This is a genomic window from Streptomyces sp. NPDC029041 (genome assembly GCF_040637515.1).
In the GTDB taxonomy this organism is placed as follows: domain Bacteria; phylum Actinomycetota; class Actinomycetes; order Streptomycetales; family Streptomycetaceae; genus Streptomyces.
The window spans coordinates 556,307-569,529 of sequence record NZ_JBEZWO010000001.1 but is presented as its reverse complement, the minus strand read 5'-3'; the positions used below and the strand labels follow the sequence as shown (position 1 = coordinate 569,529).

Here is a 13,223-nt window from a genome sequence, read left to right as displayed (position 1 = left end):
CCGTTGCACAACTCATCAGTGCCCGAAGGTGAACCAGTTGACGTTCACGAAGTCGGCCGGCTGGCCGCTGGTGAAGGTCAGATACACGTCGTGCGTGCCCGTCACGGCGCTGATGTTGGCGGGGACGGTCCGCCACGACTGCCAGCCCCCGGTGTTGCCGACCGCGAAGCTGCCGACGGGCGCGTTGCCCCGGCTGTCCAGCCGCACCTCGACCAGCCCGCTGACGCCGCCCGCCGCTCCGCTCGCGACCCGGGCGCTGAACTGCCGTGCCGCCGAGGAGCCGAAGTTCACGCCCTTGAAGTGCAGCCAGTCGCCGCCTGCCAGCGCTCCGACGTTCTGCCCGCCCCCGGAGTCGGACGTCGTCTCGGTGATCACCCCGGACTGGCCGTCGTAGGACTCGGCCTGGATGGTGCCGTAGGCGTCGCGGTCACCGGTCGGGGGAGGCGTGGTGCCGCCGCCGGACGACAGCACCTGCACGTAGTCGACGACCATCGCGTGCCCCGGCTGCGTCCCGGCGTCCGGGCCGCCGCCGAACGCGTCGGGGAAGCCGCCGCCCATCGCGACGTTCAGGATGACGAAGAAACCGTGGTCGGTGGCGTTCTTCCAGGTCGTCGCGTCGACCTGGTCGGCGCGCACCGTGTGGTAGTTGACACCGTCGAGGAAGAAGCGGATCTCCTCGACGCTCGTGGAGCGGTCCCACTCCATCCGGTACGTGTGGAAGCCGGCCTGGCAGGACGTGCCCTGGCAGGTGGTCGAGCCGCCGATGCCGCTGGTCTCGTTGCAGGGGCCGCCCGGGGACGTGCCGCAGTGCATCGTGGCGAACACCGTGTTCATGCCCTGGGTGTTCTCCATGATGTCGAGCTCGCCGATCGCCGGCCAGTTCCAGTAGTTGCCGCGGTAGGGGCCGCCCAGCATCCAGAACGCCGGCCAGTAGCCCTTGGCGGCGGCGCCGGTGACGTTCGGCACCTGGATGCGCGACTCGACGCGGAGCTTGCCTCCCGCCGGGGGTTGGAAGTCGGTGCGGTTGGTCTCGATCCGGCCGGAGGTCCAGTTGCCGGCGGCGTCCCGCCGGGGCGTGATGCGCAGGTTGCCGTTGCCGTCGAGCGAGACGTTGTCCGTGCTGTTCGTCATCGTCTCGATCTCGCCGGTGCCCCAGTTCGCGGGGCCGCCCGGGTAGCCCTTGCCGGTCGCGTACTGCCAGTTCGAGGTGTTGACGCCGGAGCCTGCGGCGCCGTTGAAGTCGTCCACGAACAGTTGCGTCCAGCCCGACGGGGGTGGGGGTGCGGACGCGTTCGCGGACGGGGTGGCGACCGCGGAGGCGGCCGCCGCGAGCCCGAGGGTGCTGACCACGGCGACGAACGCCCGCCGCAGCGGACCCCGTCTGGGGGAGGTGCCGGTGGTGTCGCTCATGTGGGGATGCCTCTCGGATGGGAGACGGGTGAGAGCAAGCCTGAGAGCGCTCTCAAAGTGCCGTCAATGTGCTCCACGTGCTCTGGGGCGTCAAGAGGTAAAGCCGGGATTGGTGCGGGGCGGTGCGTGAGTGCACTGCTTGAAGGGGGCCGCCGGATCAGGCCCTGCCCGGCCGCGTGCTGTTGAACAAGGGGTTCCGGGGCACTCGGGGCGACGACGGACTACCGGTCGAGGCAGCAGGAGGCATCCGTGGCCGTTCGCCATCACCTGATCCGAGTCGGCCCGGGCGCCGTGTGGGACGTCCTGGCCGACGGCGACCGCTACTCCGAGTGGGTGGTGGGCACCTCCGCGTCCCACCCGGTGCGCGGACACTGGCCACGCACCGGAGCGGCGATCCGCTACGAGGTCCCGCTCGGCCCGGTGCGGCTCACCAACGAGACGACCGTCCGCTACTGCGAGGAGGGTTCCCGGCTGGAGCTGGAGGCCCATGCCGGTCCGCTCGGCACGGCCCGCATCGCGATCGAACTGCGGCCCTGGGGCGAGCACTGCCTGGTGATCGTGGACGAGCATCCGCTGCGCGGCGCGGGAGGCCGGTTGCACAACGTCGGCTTCGAGGCGCTGATCCAGCTGCGTCACCGCGCCATGCTGGCCCGGCTGGCCCGGCTGTGCGAAACGGAGGCTCAGGTCCCGGGAGGCACCCGCCGCGGCCTCGGCCAGGTGACGGTCGGGACCGACACGGGTGGGGCCCGCGATGCCTGACGCCGTGGTGATCGGCGCGGGCCCCAACGGCCTGGTCGCCGCCAACGTCCTCGCGGACGCCGGGTGGCACGTCGAGGTGCTGGAGGAGCAGCCCGAGCCGGGCGGCGCCGTGCGCCACGACCGGGGCGTCGACCCCGCCTTCGTCAACGACCTGTTCAGTTCCTTCTACCCCCTCGCCGCCGCATCGCCCGTCCTGGCCGGGCTGCGCCTGGAGGAGCACGGACTGCGCTGGAGCCACGCGCCCAGCGTGCTGGCCCACCCCCTCACCGACGGCAGCTGCGCGGTCCTGGACCGGAACGTCGACGCCACCGCCGCGTCCCTCGACGCCTTCGAACCGGGCGACGGAGCCTCCTGGCGACGGCTGCACGACGTCTGGCAGGGCGTGCGCCCCGGCATCCTGGACGCCCTGTTCACCCCGTTCCCGCCCGTCCGGGCCTCGGCGCGGCTCGCCTGGCGGCTGCGGGCCGCGGGCGGACTGCGGATGGCCCGCTCCCTGGTGCTGCCGGTGCGCCGCCTGGGCGAGGAGGAGTTCCGCGGCCAGGGCGGGCGCCTGCTGCTGGCCGGCAACGCCCTGCACGCCGACCTCGCCCCCGAGTCGGCGGGCAGCGGCGGCTTCGGCTGGCTGATGACCATGCTGGGCCAGACCTACGGCTTCCCGGTCCCCGCCGGCGGCTCCGGCGCGCTCACCTCGGCCCTGGTGCACCGCCTGGAGAGCCTGGGCGGCCGGGTGCGCTGCGGGCAGCGCGTGGAGCAGGTCCTCGTCCGCGACGGGCGGGCCGTCGGCGTGCGCACGGCGGCCGGTGACGCGGTGCGGGCCCGCCGGGCGGTGCTGGCGGACGTGTCGGTGCCCGCCCTGTACGGCGACCTCCTCGACCCCGCGCACCTGCCCGCCCAGGTCCTCGACGACCTGCGGCGCTTCCAGTGGGACTTCGCCACGTTCAAGGTGGACTGGGCGCTCGACGGCCCGGTGCCCTGGCAGACCGAGCAGGCCTCCCGGGCCGGTACCGTCCACCTGGCCGACGGCATGGACGAGCTGACCCGGTTCGCCGCGCAGATCGCCATGCGGGAGGTCCCCGACCGGCCGTTCGTGATCTTCGGCCAGATGACCACCTCGGACGCCTCCCGTTCCCCGCAGGGCACCGAATCGGCCTGGGCCTACACCCACATCCCGCACGAGATCCGCGCCGACGCCGCCGACGAGGGCATCACCGGCCGCTGGGACACCAAGGACCAGGAGCTCATGGCCGACCGCGTCGAACGCCAGGTGGAACGCTTCGCGCCCGGTTTCCGCTCGCTGATCCGCGGCCGCCGCATCCTGGCTCCCCCGACCCTGGAGGCGCTCGACGGCAATCTCGCGGGCGGCGCCATCAACGGGGGCACCACCGCCATGCACCAGCAGCTCGTCTTCCGGCCGCTGCCCGGCACCGGTCGCCCGGAGACGCCGGTGCCGGGTCTGTACCTCGCCTCCTCCGGAGCCCACCCGGGCGGCGGGGTGCACGGAGCGCCCGGCGCCAACGCCGCCCGGGCCGCCCTGCGCCGCAACCGGCCCCCCGGCCTGGCCCGCGCCCAGCGGCTCCTGGCCCGCCGCGACCGCACCGGAGCCAAGCGCTGACTCCGTCTCCCTGCGAGGGACGGGCCCGGCGCCGCAAGGAAGGGCAGCCCATGCACAGCAGTCCGCTCGCCGAGCGCACGATCGTCGTCACCGGAGCCGCCCGCGGCGTGGGCGCGGCACTGGCCCGCGAAGTCGCCCGGCGCGGTGCCCGGGTGGCGCTCGTCGGCCACGAGAAGACCGCCCTGGACGCGGCGGCCGCCTCGCTGCCGGGCCCCGCCCTCGCCCTGGAAGCCGACGTCACCGACCTCTCCGCGCTGGAAGACGCGGCACACGCCGTGCGGGCCCGCCTCGGCCGCCCCTCGGCCGTGGTGGCGAACGCAGGAATCGCCGAGGGCGGCTCGCTGCTGGACTCCGACCCGGCGGCCTGGCGCCGCGTGATCGACGTCAACCTCACCGGCAGTGCCCACACCGCCCGGGCGTTCCTGCCGGACCTGCTCGACACGGCCGGCTACTTCCTCCAGGTCGCCTCCCTGGCGTCGATCGGCGCCGCCCCGCTGATGAGCGCCTACTGCGCCTCCAAGGCGGGGGTCGAGGCCTTCGCGCACTCCCTGCGGGCGGAGGTGGCGCACCGCGGGGTCGGGGTCGGCATCGCCTACCTCAACTGGACGGACACCGACATGATCCGCGACGCCGACCGGTACACGGTCCTGCGGGAGCTGCGCCTGCACATGCCTGCGCCGGCCCGCCGCGTGTACCCGGTGGAGGTCGTCGCCGCCCGCCTGGTCGGAGGCATGGAGCGGCGGCGTACGGCCGTCTACGCCCCGCCCTGGCTGCGACTGGCCCAGCCGATCCGGCCCGCCATGCCCCCGGTGGTCCTGCGCGTGGCGCGCCGCGCGCTGCCCCGTCTGGAGGCCGCGGGACCGGTCCGCTACACGGGCCCGCTCGGCGCCGGCGGCCTGGCCGACCGCGCGGCGGCCGGCGAGCGGAACTGACGGGGGTCGTCCGGCCACATCCGGATCCGCACGGTCATGCCGGACACTGGTCAGCAGGGGAAGGGAGGCCGACCGTGCTGACCGGAGTCCGAGAACAGCTGGGCCAGGCCCTGTTCCGCCGCGTCGCGGGGCCGGGCGGGCCGGCGACCCGTGCCCGTATCCACCACACCCCCGGCCCGCGCTGGTTCGGGCCGGACCGGCCGATCCGCACGGTCCACGGCGACGCCTCGATGTTCATCGGCGGGCTGACCGCGCTGCTCCTGCAGTCGCTGCACCCCCTCGCGATGGCGGCCGTCGCCGGCCACTCCGGCTTCCGCGGCGACCCGTGGGGCCGGCTGCAGCGCACCAGCACCTTCCTTGCCGTCACGACGTACGGCACCGCCGCAGACGCCCGGCAGGCGGTCGACCACGTCCGCGGCATCCACGAACGGATCCGCGGCACGACGGCCGAGGGCGTGCCGTACCACGCGGCCGACCCCCACCTGCTCGGCTGGGTGCACGCCGCCGAGACGGACAGCTTCCTGCGCGCGCACGAACGCTACGGGGCCCGGCCGCTGGACGCCGCGGGGTACGACGCCTACGTCGCCGACACCGCGCGCGTCGCCGAAGCGCTGGGAGCGGCCGACCCACCGCGAAACCGCACCGAACTGGCCGAGCGCCTGACGGCCTACCGGCCCGAACTGCGGGCCACCGCCGAGGCCCGGGCGGCCGCCCGCTTCCTGCTGTTCCAGCCTCCCCTGCCCCTGGCCGTCCGGCCCTTCTACGGCGGGCTGGCCGCGAACGCCGTCACCCTGCTGCCGCCCTGGGCACGCGGCATGCTGTGGCTGCCCCGGGTGCCGGTCGTCGAGGACCTCGCCGTACGCCCCGCCGGCCTGGCCCTGACCCGGACCATCCGCTGGGCCATGACCCCGGCCCGGGAAGCCTGAACCCGGGGAACCTTCCCGGCCGGTCGAACCCCGGCGTCGTTCAAGGCTGCCGTCCCGGCGCCCGCGAGATCCCCCGCGCCGCTCAGGGCTGCCACCCCAGCGCCCGCGAGATCCCCCGCGCCGCCATCCGCACCGCCGGGCCCAGGACCGGTACCTGGGCGTCGGCGTGGGGCACCACGATCGACACGGCGGCGGTCACGCTGCCGTCGGCGCCGCGCACCGGAGCGGCCACCGACAGGGCGTCCTCGGTGACCTGGCGGTCGCTCACCGCCATGCCCGACCTGCGCACCTCGGCGAGGACCCGCCGCAGCCGCTCCGGCTCGGTGATCGTGTACGGGGTGAAGGAGGCGAGGTCGCCCGCGCAGTACTCCTTGCGGAACACCGGGTCCCCGTGGGCCAGCAGGGCGAGGCCGACCCCGGTGGCGTGCAGCGGCCAGCGGGCGCCGACGCGGATGTGCACCCCCACCGCCGACCGCCCCGACAGCCACTCGATGTAGACCACGTCCCGGCCGTCCCGCACGGCCAGCTGCACGTTCTCGTGTGTCGCCTCGTACAGGTCCTCCAGGTACGGCAGGGCGATCTGCCGCAGCGCGAGGCCGCGCGGGGCCAGCGCGGCGAGCTCCCACAACCGCAGGCCTACGTGGTAGACGCCGGACTCGTCCCGCTCCAGGGCGCCCCACCCGGTGAGCGCGCCCACCAGCCGGTGCGCGGTGGTCAGGCTCAGCCCGGCCCGCCGGCTGATGTCCGTCAGGCACAGCGCCGGATGCTCGTGGTCGAAGGCCGCGAGCACGGACAGCAGCCGGTCGGGCGCGGTGGGGGCGGTCATGGCCGGGCGGCTCCCGGGTGAGCGAGGTCGTAGGGGCGGGGGTAGGTGCTCGGACGGTACGGGAGGTAGCGGGGCTCGGTCGTCGGATCCTCCGCCCTCGCACGGGAGTTGAGGGCGCCCGGCGAGGTGTCCCAGCGGCCGGTGTCCAGGCGGTGCTCCAGGGTGTGCAGGGCGGCCAGTGTCTCGCCCGGGCCGAAGGTGCAGTGGCCCGGGGCGTCCACGTAGGCCTGGCGCAGGAGCCCGGCGGCGCCCGAAGCGGTGGCGGCCCGCCGGTAGGCGCTCTGCGACTGCACCGGGATCAGGGCGTCACCGGTGGTGTGGATGGTCAGCTGGGGGTCGGTGAGGCGGCCGGAGAGCACGCTGGTGTTCCGCATCCACCGCACCGCCGACGGGTCGGCGGAGACCCGGGGTGCCCGGTCCAGGGCCATGAGGTCCGTGCGCAAGGACAGTCCCGCCTCCTTGTAGAGCTCCGTCACCTCTTTGTACAGCGGGGACCGGGCGAGCATCGAGGAGTAGTCGACGCCCGTGTTCCAGGACGGGTTGCCGCCCGCCCGGCTCTCGGCCTCCTGCCGCCAGGCGAACGCGGGCCGCTGGAGCAGACCCCGTACGGCGGCGTACTGGTTGGACTGCGCCGTCTTCCAGTCGCCGGGCCCCGGTTCGGTCTGAGCGGGGTCGTTGTGGCCGGGGATGTTGTGCAGGGCCGCGGCCAGGGCGATCCGGGCCCGGCCCCCGGGCGTCTGCTGGGCCGCGTCGACCTTCGAGGTGAGCGCCTTGCCGGCGGCGACCGCCTCGGCCTGGTCGGCGAAGCCAGCGAGCCGCACACCGGAGTCCGGGGCGAGCAGGGTGCGCAGCGCGAACACCGGGTCCAGGGTGCTGTTCCAGTTGGCGATTCCGCCCTGCACCAGACCGCACATCGACAGCGAGCCGTCGAACCGGCCGCCGTGCCGCTCGGCGAGCATGCTGGTGACGAAGCCGCCGTACGAGGTGCCCCAGGCGAGCGTCCGCCGGGCCGTGCCGAACTTTCGGGTGAAGAGGTCCAGCGTGGCGAGCTGGTCGGGCACCGCCTCGGTGATCGCCCAGCCGTTCGTCGCGTACGAGGAGCCGATCAGGGCGTAGCCCTGGGCCAGCAGCGTGTCGCGGGCGACGGAACGGGGGGCGTTCTCGGGCGGGTTGGGGGCTCCGGCCGGGGTGTAGCCGTGGCTGTAGAGCAGGACCGTGCCGTTCCAGGACGCGGGGACGTCCATCACGTACGCGGCGCCGGACGGGAGACGGCCCTCCAGGTGGGTGTCCGTGGTGGCGGCCTGCGCGGGCAGGGCGGTCGCGGCCAGGGGCAGGCAGGCGGTGGTGGCCGTCAGCAAGGCGAGGCGGATCCTCAACGCGGGGTTCCTTCCAGGGCGGGGGCGGCGGCGGGGGAGTCGAGGGTGTCCGTGTGCGTCTCGCGCAGCCGCCACACCGTGATCGCGGTGACGGCCGCGCCCGCGCACAGCAGCAGCGACACCGGGGTGCTGCCGCCGCCGAAGGAGGCCAGCAGACTGCCGGCGATCAGCGGGGAGAACCCGGCGCCGATCAGGGTCGCCCCCTGGTAGCCGAGGGAGGCGCCGGTGTAGCGGACGCGGGTGCCGAACATCTCGGTGAGCAGGGCGCCCAGGGGGCCGTACATCGTCGACTGGGCGACGCCGTGGCCGAGCGCAAGAGCGAGGATCAGCAGGCCGGGCGAGCCGGAGTCGACCAGGGCCAGCACCGGGAAGGCGAGCGCCGCCGAGCCGACGGCACCGGCGAGCACCACGGGCCGGCGCCCGACCCGGTCCGACAGGGCGGAGGCGGCGGGCAGGACGACGAGGGCCACACAGGAGGCGACGGTCACCGCGGTCAGCACCTGCGGCCGGGTGTACCCCTGGTCGACGGCGTAGGAGATCATGAAGCTGGTGAGCAGCGACTGGGCGGTGAACGCGCCGATGCCCACGCAGGCGGCCAGCAGCACGGGCTTCGGGCGGCGCAGCACCTCCACGATCGGGGGCCGGTCCACCGGCTCCCTCCTGACCTGCGCGAACAGCGGACTCTCGGCGACCTTCAGACGCACGAACAGGCCGACGCCCAGCAGCACGATGCTCAGCAGGAACGGCACCCGCCAGCCCCAGGAGCGGAAGTCGTCGTCCGGCAGGGTGGCGACGAGCGTGACCACCCCGGCCGACAGCACGGATCCGAGCGGGGCGCCGAGCTGGGTGAAGCTGGACCACAGGCCGCGCCGGGAGCCTCGGGCGTGCTCGGCGTGTTCGACGACCATCAGCATCGCGCCGCCCCACTCGCCGCCGATCGCGATGCCCTGCACCACGCGCAGGGCGACCAGCAGCACCGGCGCCCAGACGCCGATGGTGTCGTACGTCGGGAGCAGGCCGATGAGGAAGCTGCCGGAGCCCATCAGGACCATGGTCAGCAGCATCATCGACTTGCGGCCGATCCGGTCGCCGAAGTGCCCGAAGACGATGCCGCCGAGCGGTCGCGCGAGATAGCCCGCGGCGAACGTGCCGAACGCCGCGACGGTGCCGACGGCCGGGTCGGCCCGTGGGAAGAACAGTTCGCCGAAGACGAGCGCGGCGACGGTGCCGTAGACGAGGAAGTCGTAGAACTCGACGGTCGTGCCGAGCAGGCCGGACACGGCGACCCGGCGCAACTGCCGGGAATCGGGGGAGGGTTGGGGACTGGACGGAGTTGGCTGCACGGTGGGCTCCCTGGGGACGGGGCGCGGTTGGCCGTGAAGTTATGCATCCATCGTGCAGCCGTCAATCATTTGCACAACATCAGTTGCGGCCGTCCTCCGCGATCCGCAGCAGCAACGCGTGCAGCGTCTCCCGCTCGGCCGGGTCCAGCGGGCCGAGCAGTTCACCGGTCACGCGCAGGCCGTCCTCGTCGGTGTCGCGCAGCACGTCGCGGCCGCTGTCGGACAGCACGACGATCCGGCTGCGGCGGTCGTCCGGGGAGGGGCGGCGCTCGGCCAGGCCCAGCTTCTCCAGGTCGTCGACCAGGCCGACGATCGCGCTCGGGTCGTAGCCGAGCCGCGTGCTCAGTTCGCGCTGCAGGGCGCCGTCGGTGGTGGCCAGGAAGCGCAGCACCGCGTAGTGGCGCAGGCGCAGGCCGGACTCCTGGAGGCAGGCGTTGAAGAGCTGCCCCGAGCGCAGACCCAGGCGGTACAGCAGGTAGCCGGTGTCGGCGTGCAGTCCGCGCATCCACGGCTCGTGGGCGTCGATGGGCTTCGGGGTGGCGTTCTGGCGTGCGATGGCGGGCTCCCTGGGCTCGGTGCTGCTTCCTGCTGATTCCAGCATCCCGCACCCATGGGTGGGGAACAACTATTGACGTCAACAATTATTGCTCTTAGCTTCGATCTCGCAGTCGACCCCGCGCGACGCCCAGTCGAACCCGTGTGAAGGGACCCACCCGTGCCCAGCATCGATCTCTCCGGCAAGGTCGCCGTCGTCACCGGCAGCGGCCGCGGCCTCGGCCTCGCCTATGCCCACGCCCTGGCCGCCCACGGCGCGTCCGTGGTCGTCAACGACGTCGACGAGGCGGTGGCCGAGGCGGCCGTGAAGTCCCTCGGGGAAGCGGGCGGCAAGGCCGTCGCCGAAGTCGTCCCGGTCGGCACCTCCGAAGCCGCCGAGCGGCTGGTGAACCGCGCGGTCGAGGAGTTCGGCCGGCTCGACGTCCTCGTCACCAACGCGGGCATCCTGCGCGACAAGGTGCTGTGGAAGATGACCGACGAGGACTTCGACGCGGTGATCACCACCCACCTCAAGGGCACCTTCACCTGCGCCCGCGCCGCCGCCGTGCGGATGCGGGAGCAGGGCGAGGGCGGCTCGCTGATTTTGGTCGGCTCCCCGGCCGGGCAGCGCGGCAACTTCGGCCAGACGAACTACGCCGCCGCCAAGGCCGGCATCGCCGCGATGGCCCGCACCTGGTCCATGGAACTGGGCCGCGCGAACATCACGGTCAACGCGATCGTGCCGGTCGCCGCCACCGCGATGACCGAGACCATCCCGGCCTTCGCTCCGTACGTCGCGGCCATGAAGAGCGGCAAACCGTTGCCGGACTTCCTGCGCAAGGGCGAGGGCTTCGGCACCCCCGAGGACTGCGCCGCCCTCGTGCCCTTCCTCGCCTCCGAGGCCGCCCGGGGCATCACCGGCCAGGCCATCGGCATCGGCGGCGACAAGGTGGCACTCTGGTCCCATCCGCAGGAGATCAAGGCGGCGTACGCCGACGGCGGCTGGACCCCGGACACCCTGGCCGACGCCTTCCCCACGTCGGTCGGGGCCGAGCTCCAGACGGTCGGCATCCCGGCGCCGAAGTTCCCGGAGGCGTGATGGACCGCTCGATGAACGTCGACGACCTGGTCGCGATCGACGTCCACACCCACGCCGAAGTGTCCTCCAAGGGCCACTCCTCCCTGGACGACGACCTGCACGACGCCTCCTCCGCCTACTTCAAGGTCGAGGGCAAGCGCAAGCCGACGCTGGAGGAGACCGCCGCGTACTACCGCGAGCGGAAGATGGCCGCCGTGATCTTCACGGTCGACGCCGAGTCCGCGACCGGCACCGCGCCCGTCCCGAACGAGGAGGTCGCCGAGGCGGCCGCCGCGAACTCCGACGTCCTCATCCCCTTCGCCTCCATCGACCCCTTCCGGGGAAAGGCGGGCGTCCGGCAGGCCCGCCGTCTGGTCGAGGAGTACGGGGTGAAGGGCTTCAAGTTCCACCCCAGCATCCAGGGCTTCTTCCCCAACGACCGGGCGGTGGCGTACGGCCTGTACGAGGTGATCGAGGAGACCGGCGCGATCGCCCTCTTCCACACCGGCCAGACGGGCATCGGTGCCGGGGTCCCCGGCGGGGGCGGCATCCGGCTGAAGTACTCCAACCCGCTGCACGTGGACGACGTGGCGGCCGACTTCCCGCACCTGAAGATCATCCTGGCGCACCCGTCCTTCCCCTGGCAGGACGAGGCCCTGGCGGTCGCCACCCACAAGCCGGGCGTGCACATCGACCTGTCCGGCTGGTCGCCGAAGTACTTCCCGCCGCAGCTCGTGCAGTACGCGAACACCCTGCTCAAGGACAAGGTGCTCTTCGGCTCCGACTTCCCCGTCCTCACCCCCGACCGCTGGCTCGCCGACTTCGGCAAGCTGACGATCAAGGACGAGGTCCGGCCGAAGATCCTCAAGGAGAACGCCGCCCGCCTGCTCGGGCTGACGAAACCGTAGGGGGCGTGACATGCGCAACGAGGGACTGGGGTCGTGGCCCGCACGCCGGGCCCGCAAGACCCCGCACCGCACCGCCCTGATCCACGACGGGTCCGCCACCGACTACGGCACCCTCCACGCCCGCACCACCCGACTGGCCCACGCCCTGCGCGCCCGGGGCGTCCGCCGCGGCGACCGCATCGCCTACCTCGGCCCGAACCACCCCTCCTACCTGGAGACCCTGTTCGCGGCCGGCACGCTCGGCGCCGTCTTCGTCCCGCTCAACATCCGCCTCGCCGGACCGGAGATCGCCTACCAGCTCGCCGACTCCGGCGCCCGGGCCCTGGTCTACGGCCCCTCCCACGCGGGGCTGGTCGCGGGCCTGCCCGGCAGCACGGACGTCCGCCTCTACCTGGAGGTCGGCGCAGAGTACGAGGCGGCCGTCACCGAGGCGCCCGGGGAGCCGATCGACGAACCCGTCGGTGCCGACGACACCTGCATCATCATGTACACCTCGGGCACGACCGGCCGGCCCAAGGGCGCCATGCTCACCCACGGCAACCTCACCTGGAACGCCGTCAACGTCCTCGTCGACACCGACCTGATCGCCGACGAACGCGCCCTGGTCTCCGCCCCGCTGTTCCACACCGCGGGCCTGAACATGCTCACGCTGCCGGTCCTGCTCAAGGGCGGCGCCTGCGTCCTGGTCGAGGCCTTCGACCCCGACGCCACCTTCGACCTCGTCGAACGGCACCGCATCACCTTCATGTTCGGCGTGCCCACCATGTTCGACCAGGTGGCCAGGCATCCGCGCTGGCCGGACGCCGACCTCTCCTCGCTCCGCATCCTCACCTGCGGCGGCTCCCCGGTCCCCACCCCGCTCATCGCCGCCTACCAGGAACGCGGACTGACCTTCCTCCAGGGCTACGGCATGACCGAGGCCGCCCCCGGCACGCTGTTCCTGGACGCCGAGCACGCCGTGAGCAAGGCGGGGTCGGCGGGTGTGCCGCACTTCTTCAGCGACGTCCGCGTCGTCCGGCCGGACCTGGCACCGGCCGATGTCGGAGAGGTCGGGGAGGTCGTGGTGCGCGGTCCGCACGTCATGCCCGGCTACTGGGGGCTGCCCGAGGAGACCGCCGCCTCCTTCGCGGACGGCTGGTTCCGCAGCGGCGACGCCGCACACGTCGACGAGGACGGCTACGTCCACATCGTCGACCGCATCAAAGACATGATCATCTCGGGCGGTGAGAACGTCTACCCCGCCGAGATCGAGGACCGGCTCCTCGCGCACCCGGACATCGCCGAGTGCGCGGTGATCGGAGTGCCGGACGACAAGTGGGGCGAGGTGCCGCGCGCCGTCGTCGTGCCCCGCGAGGGCGCCTCCCTCGACCCCGACGAGGTGCTCGCGTCGCTCGCGGGCCGCCTCGCCAAGTACAAGATCCCCAAGTCGGTGGTCCTCGCGGACGAACTCCCGCGCACCGCCTCCGGAAAACTCCTCAAGTCCCGTGTCCGTACGCGTTACGGCCAGAGCTAAGGATCC

Annotated in this window: 12 protein-coding genes; 7 read left to right on the top strand and 5 right to left on the bottom strand. The window is 73.2% G+C overall.

The window, feature by feature from the left end; translation table 11 throughout:
- Nucleotides 1-15: 15 nt before the first annotated feature.
- On the bottom strand, nucleotides 16-1,410 hold the full coding sequence (locus AB0F04_RS02450) for a glycoside hydrolase family 16 protein (RefSeq protein WP_362036871.1): 1,395 nt from the start codon (nucleotides 1,408-1,410) through the stop codon (nucleotides 16-18).
- A gap of 249 nt (nucleotides 1,411-1,659) precedes the next feature.
- On the opposite strand from AB0F04_RS02450, the gene AB0F04_RS02445 reads away from it, so the two are divergent.
- From AB0F04_RS02445 to AB0F04_RS02430, 4 genes are all read left to right on the top strand, one after another.
- Complete coding sequence (locus AB0F04_RS02445) at nucleotides 1,660-2,169, top strand: SRPBCC family protein (RefSeq protein ID WP_362036869.1); 510 nt, start codon at nucleotides 1,660-1,662, stop codon at nucleotides 2,167-2,169.
- Complete coding sequence (locus tag AB0F04_RS02440; protein WP_362036867.1) at nucleotides 2,162-3,781, top strand: NAD(P)/FAD-dependent oxidoreductase; 1,620 nt, start codon at nucleotides 2,162-2,164, stop codon at nucleotides 3,779-3,781. Before AB0F04_RS02445 ends, AB0F04_RS02440 begins: the two co-directional genes overlap by 8 nt.
- 50 nt (nucleotides 3,782-3,831) lie before the next feature.
- A complete protein-coding gene (locus AB0F04_RS02435; RefSeq protein ID WP_362036865.1) occupies nucleotides 3,832-4,713 on the top strand; it encodes an SDR family oxidoreductase in 882 nt (293 codons plus the stop codon).
- 74 nt (nucleotides 4,714-4,787) lie between these two features.
- A complete protein-coding gene (locus AB0F04_RS02430; protein ID WP_362036863.1) occupies nucleotides 4,788-5,639 on the top strand; it encodes an oxygenase MpaB family protein in 852 nt (283 codons plus the stop codon).
- Nucleotides 5,640-5,721: 82 nt separating this feature from the next.
- Here AB0F04_RS02430 and AB0F04_RS02425 read toward each other — a convergent pair whose 3' ends face one another.
- The 4 genes from AB0F04_RS02425 to AB0F04_RS02410 form a co-directional block, all read right to left on the bottom strand.
- Entirely contained in the window at nucleotides 5,722-6,465 is a 744-nt protein-coding gene (locus tag AB0F04_RS02425; RefSeq protein WP_362036861.1) for an IclR family transcriptional regulator, read from the bottom strand.
- On the bottom strand, nucleotides 6,462-7,841 hold the full coding sequence (locus AB0F04_RS02420; RefSeq protein WP_362036859.1) for a prolyl oligopeptidase family serine peptidase: 1,380 nt from the start codon (nucleotides 7,839-7,841) through the stop codon (nucleotides 6,462-6,464). Before AB0F04_RS02420 ends, AB0F04_RS02425 begins: the two co-directional genes overlap by 4 nt.
- The gene (locus tag AB0F04_RS02415) at nucleotides 7,838-9,184 is read right to left on the bottom strand and encodes an MFS transporter (protein WP_362036857.1); all 1,347 of its coding nucleotides are present in this window, start codon (nucleotides 9,182-9,184) and stop codon (nucleotides 7,838-7,840) included. Before AB0F04_RS02415 ends, AB0F04_RS02420 begins: the two co-directional genes overlap by 4 nt.
- A 79-nt stretch (nucleotides 9,185-9,263) precedes the next feature.
- Entirely contained in the window at nucleotides 9,264-9,689 is a 426-nt protein-coding gene (locus tag AB0F04_RS02410) for a MarR family transcriptional regulator (protein ID WP_362037320.1), read from the bottom strand.
- A gap of 210 nt (nucleotides 9,690-9,899) precedes the next feature.
- Between AB0F04_RS02410 and AB0F04_RS02405 the strand changes: the two genes are divergently transcribed.
- Genes AB0F04_RS02405 through AB0F04_RS02395 form a run of 3 tightly spaced genes read left to right on the top strand, consistent with a single transcriptional unit; the run spans nucleotide 9,900 to nucleotide 13,217 of the window.
- Nucleotides 9,900-10,817, top strand: a complete 918-nt coding sequence (locus tag AB0F04_RS02405) for an SDR family oxidoreductase (RefSeq protein WP_362036854.1) — start codon at nucleotides 9,900-9,902, stop codon at nucleotides 10,815-10,817.
- Between the two features lie 11 nt (nucleotides 10,818-10,828).
- A complete protein-coding gene (locus tag AB0F04_RS02400; RefSeq protein ID WP_362036852.1) occupies nucleotides 10,829-11,704 on the top strand; it encodes an amidohydrolase family protein in 876 nt (291 codons plus the stop codon).
- 10 nt (nucleotides 11,705-11,714) lie between these two features.
- Nucleotides 11,715-13,217 carry a long-chain fatty acid--CoA ligase gene (locus AB0F04_RS02395; protein WP_362036850.1) on the top strand — a complete coding sequence of 501 codons (1,503 nt, stop codon included), beginning with the start codon at nucleotides 11,715-11,717 and terminating at the stop codon, nucleotides 13,215-13,217.
- Nucleotides 13,218-13,223: the final 6 nt, after the last annotated feature.

Coding starts and splice junctions, on each gene's coding strand:
- AB0F04_RS02450 (WP_362036871.1), bottom strand. CDS start 1,410: ATGAGCGACACCACCGGCACCTCCCCCAGACGGGGTCCGCTGCGGCGG.
- AB0F04_RS02440 (WP_362036867.1), top strand. CDS start 2,162: ATGCCTGACGCCGTGGTGATCGGCGCGGGCCCCAACGGCCTGGTCGCC.
- AB0F04_RS02435 (WP_362036865.1), top strand. CDS start 3,832: ATGCACAGCAGTCCGCTCGCCGAGCGCACGATCGTCGTCACCGGAGCC.
- AB0F04_RS02425 (WP_362036861.1), bottom strand. CDS start 6,465: ATGACCGCCCCCACCGCGCCCGACCGGCTGCTGTCCGTGCTCGCGGCC.
- AB0F04_RS02410 (WP_362037320.1), bottom strand. CDS start 9,689: ATGCGCGGACTGCACGCCGACACCGGCTACCTGCTGTACCGCCTGGGT.
- AB0F04_RS02400 (WP_362036852.1), top strand. CDS start 10,829: ATGAACGTCGACGACCTGGTCGCGATCGACGTCCACACCCACGCCGAA.
- AB0F04_RS02395 (WP_362036850.1), top strand. CDS start 11,715: ATGCGCAACGAGGGACTGGGGTCGTGGCCCGCACGCCGGGCCCGCAAG.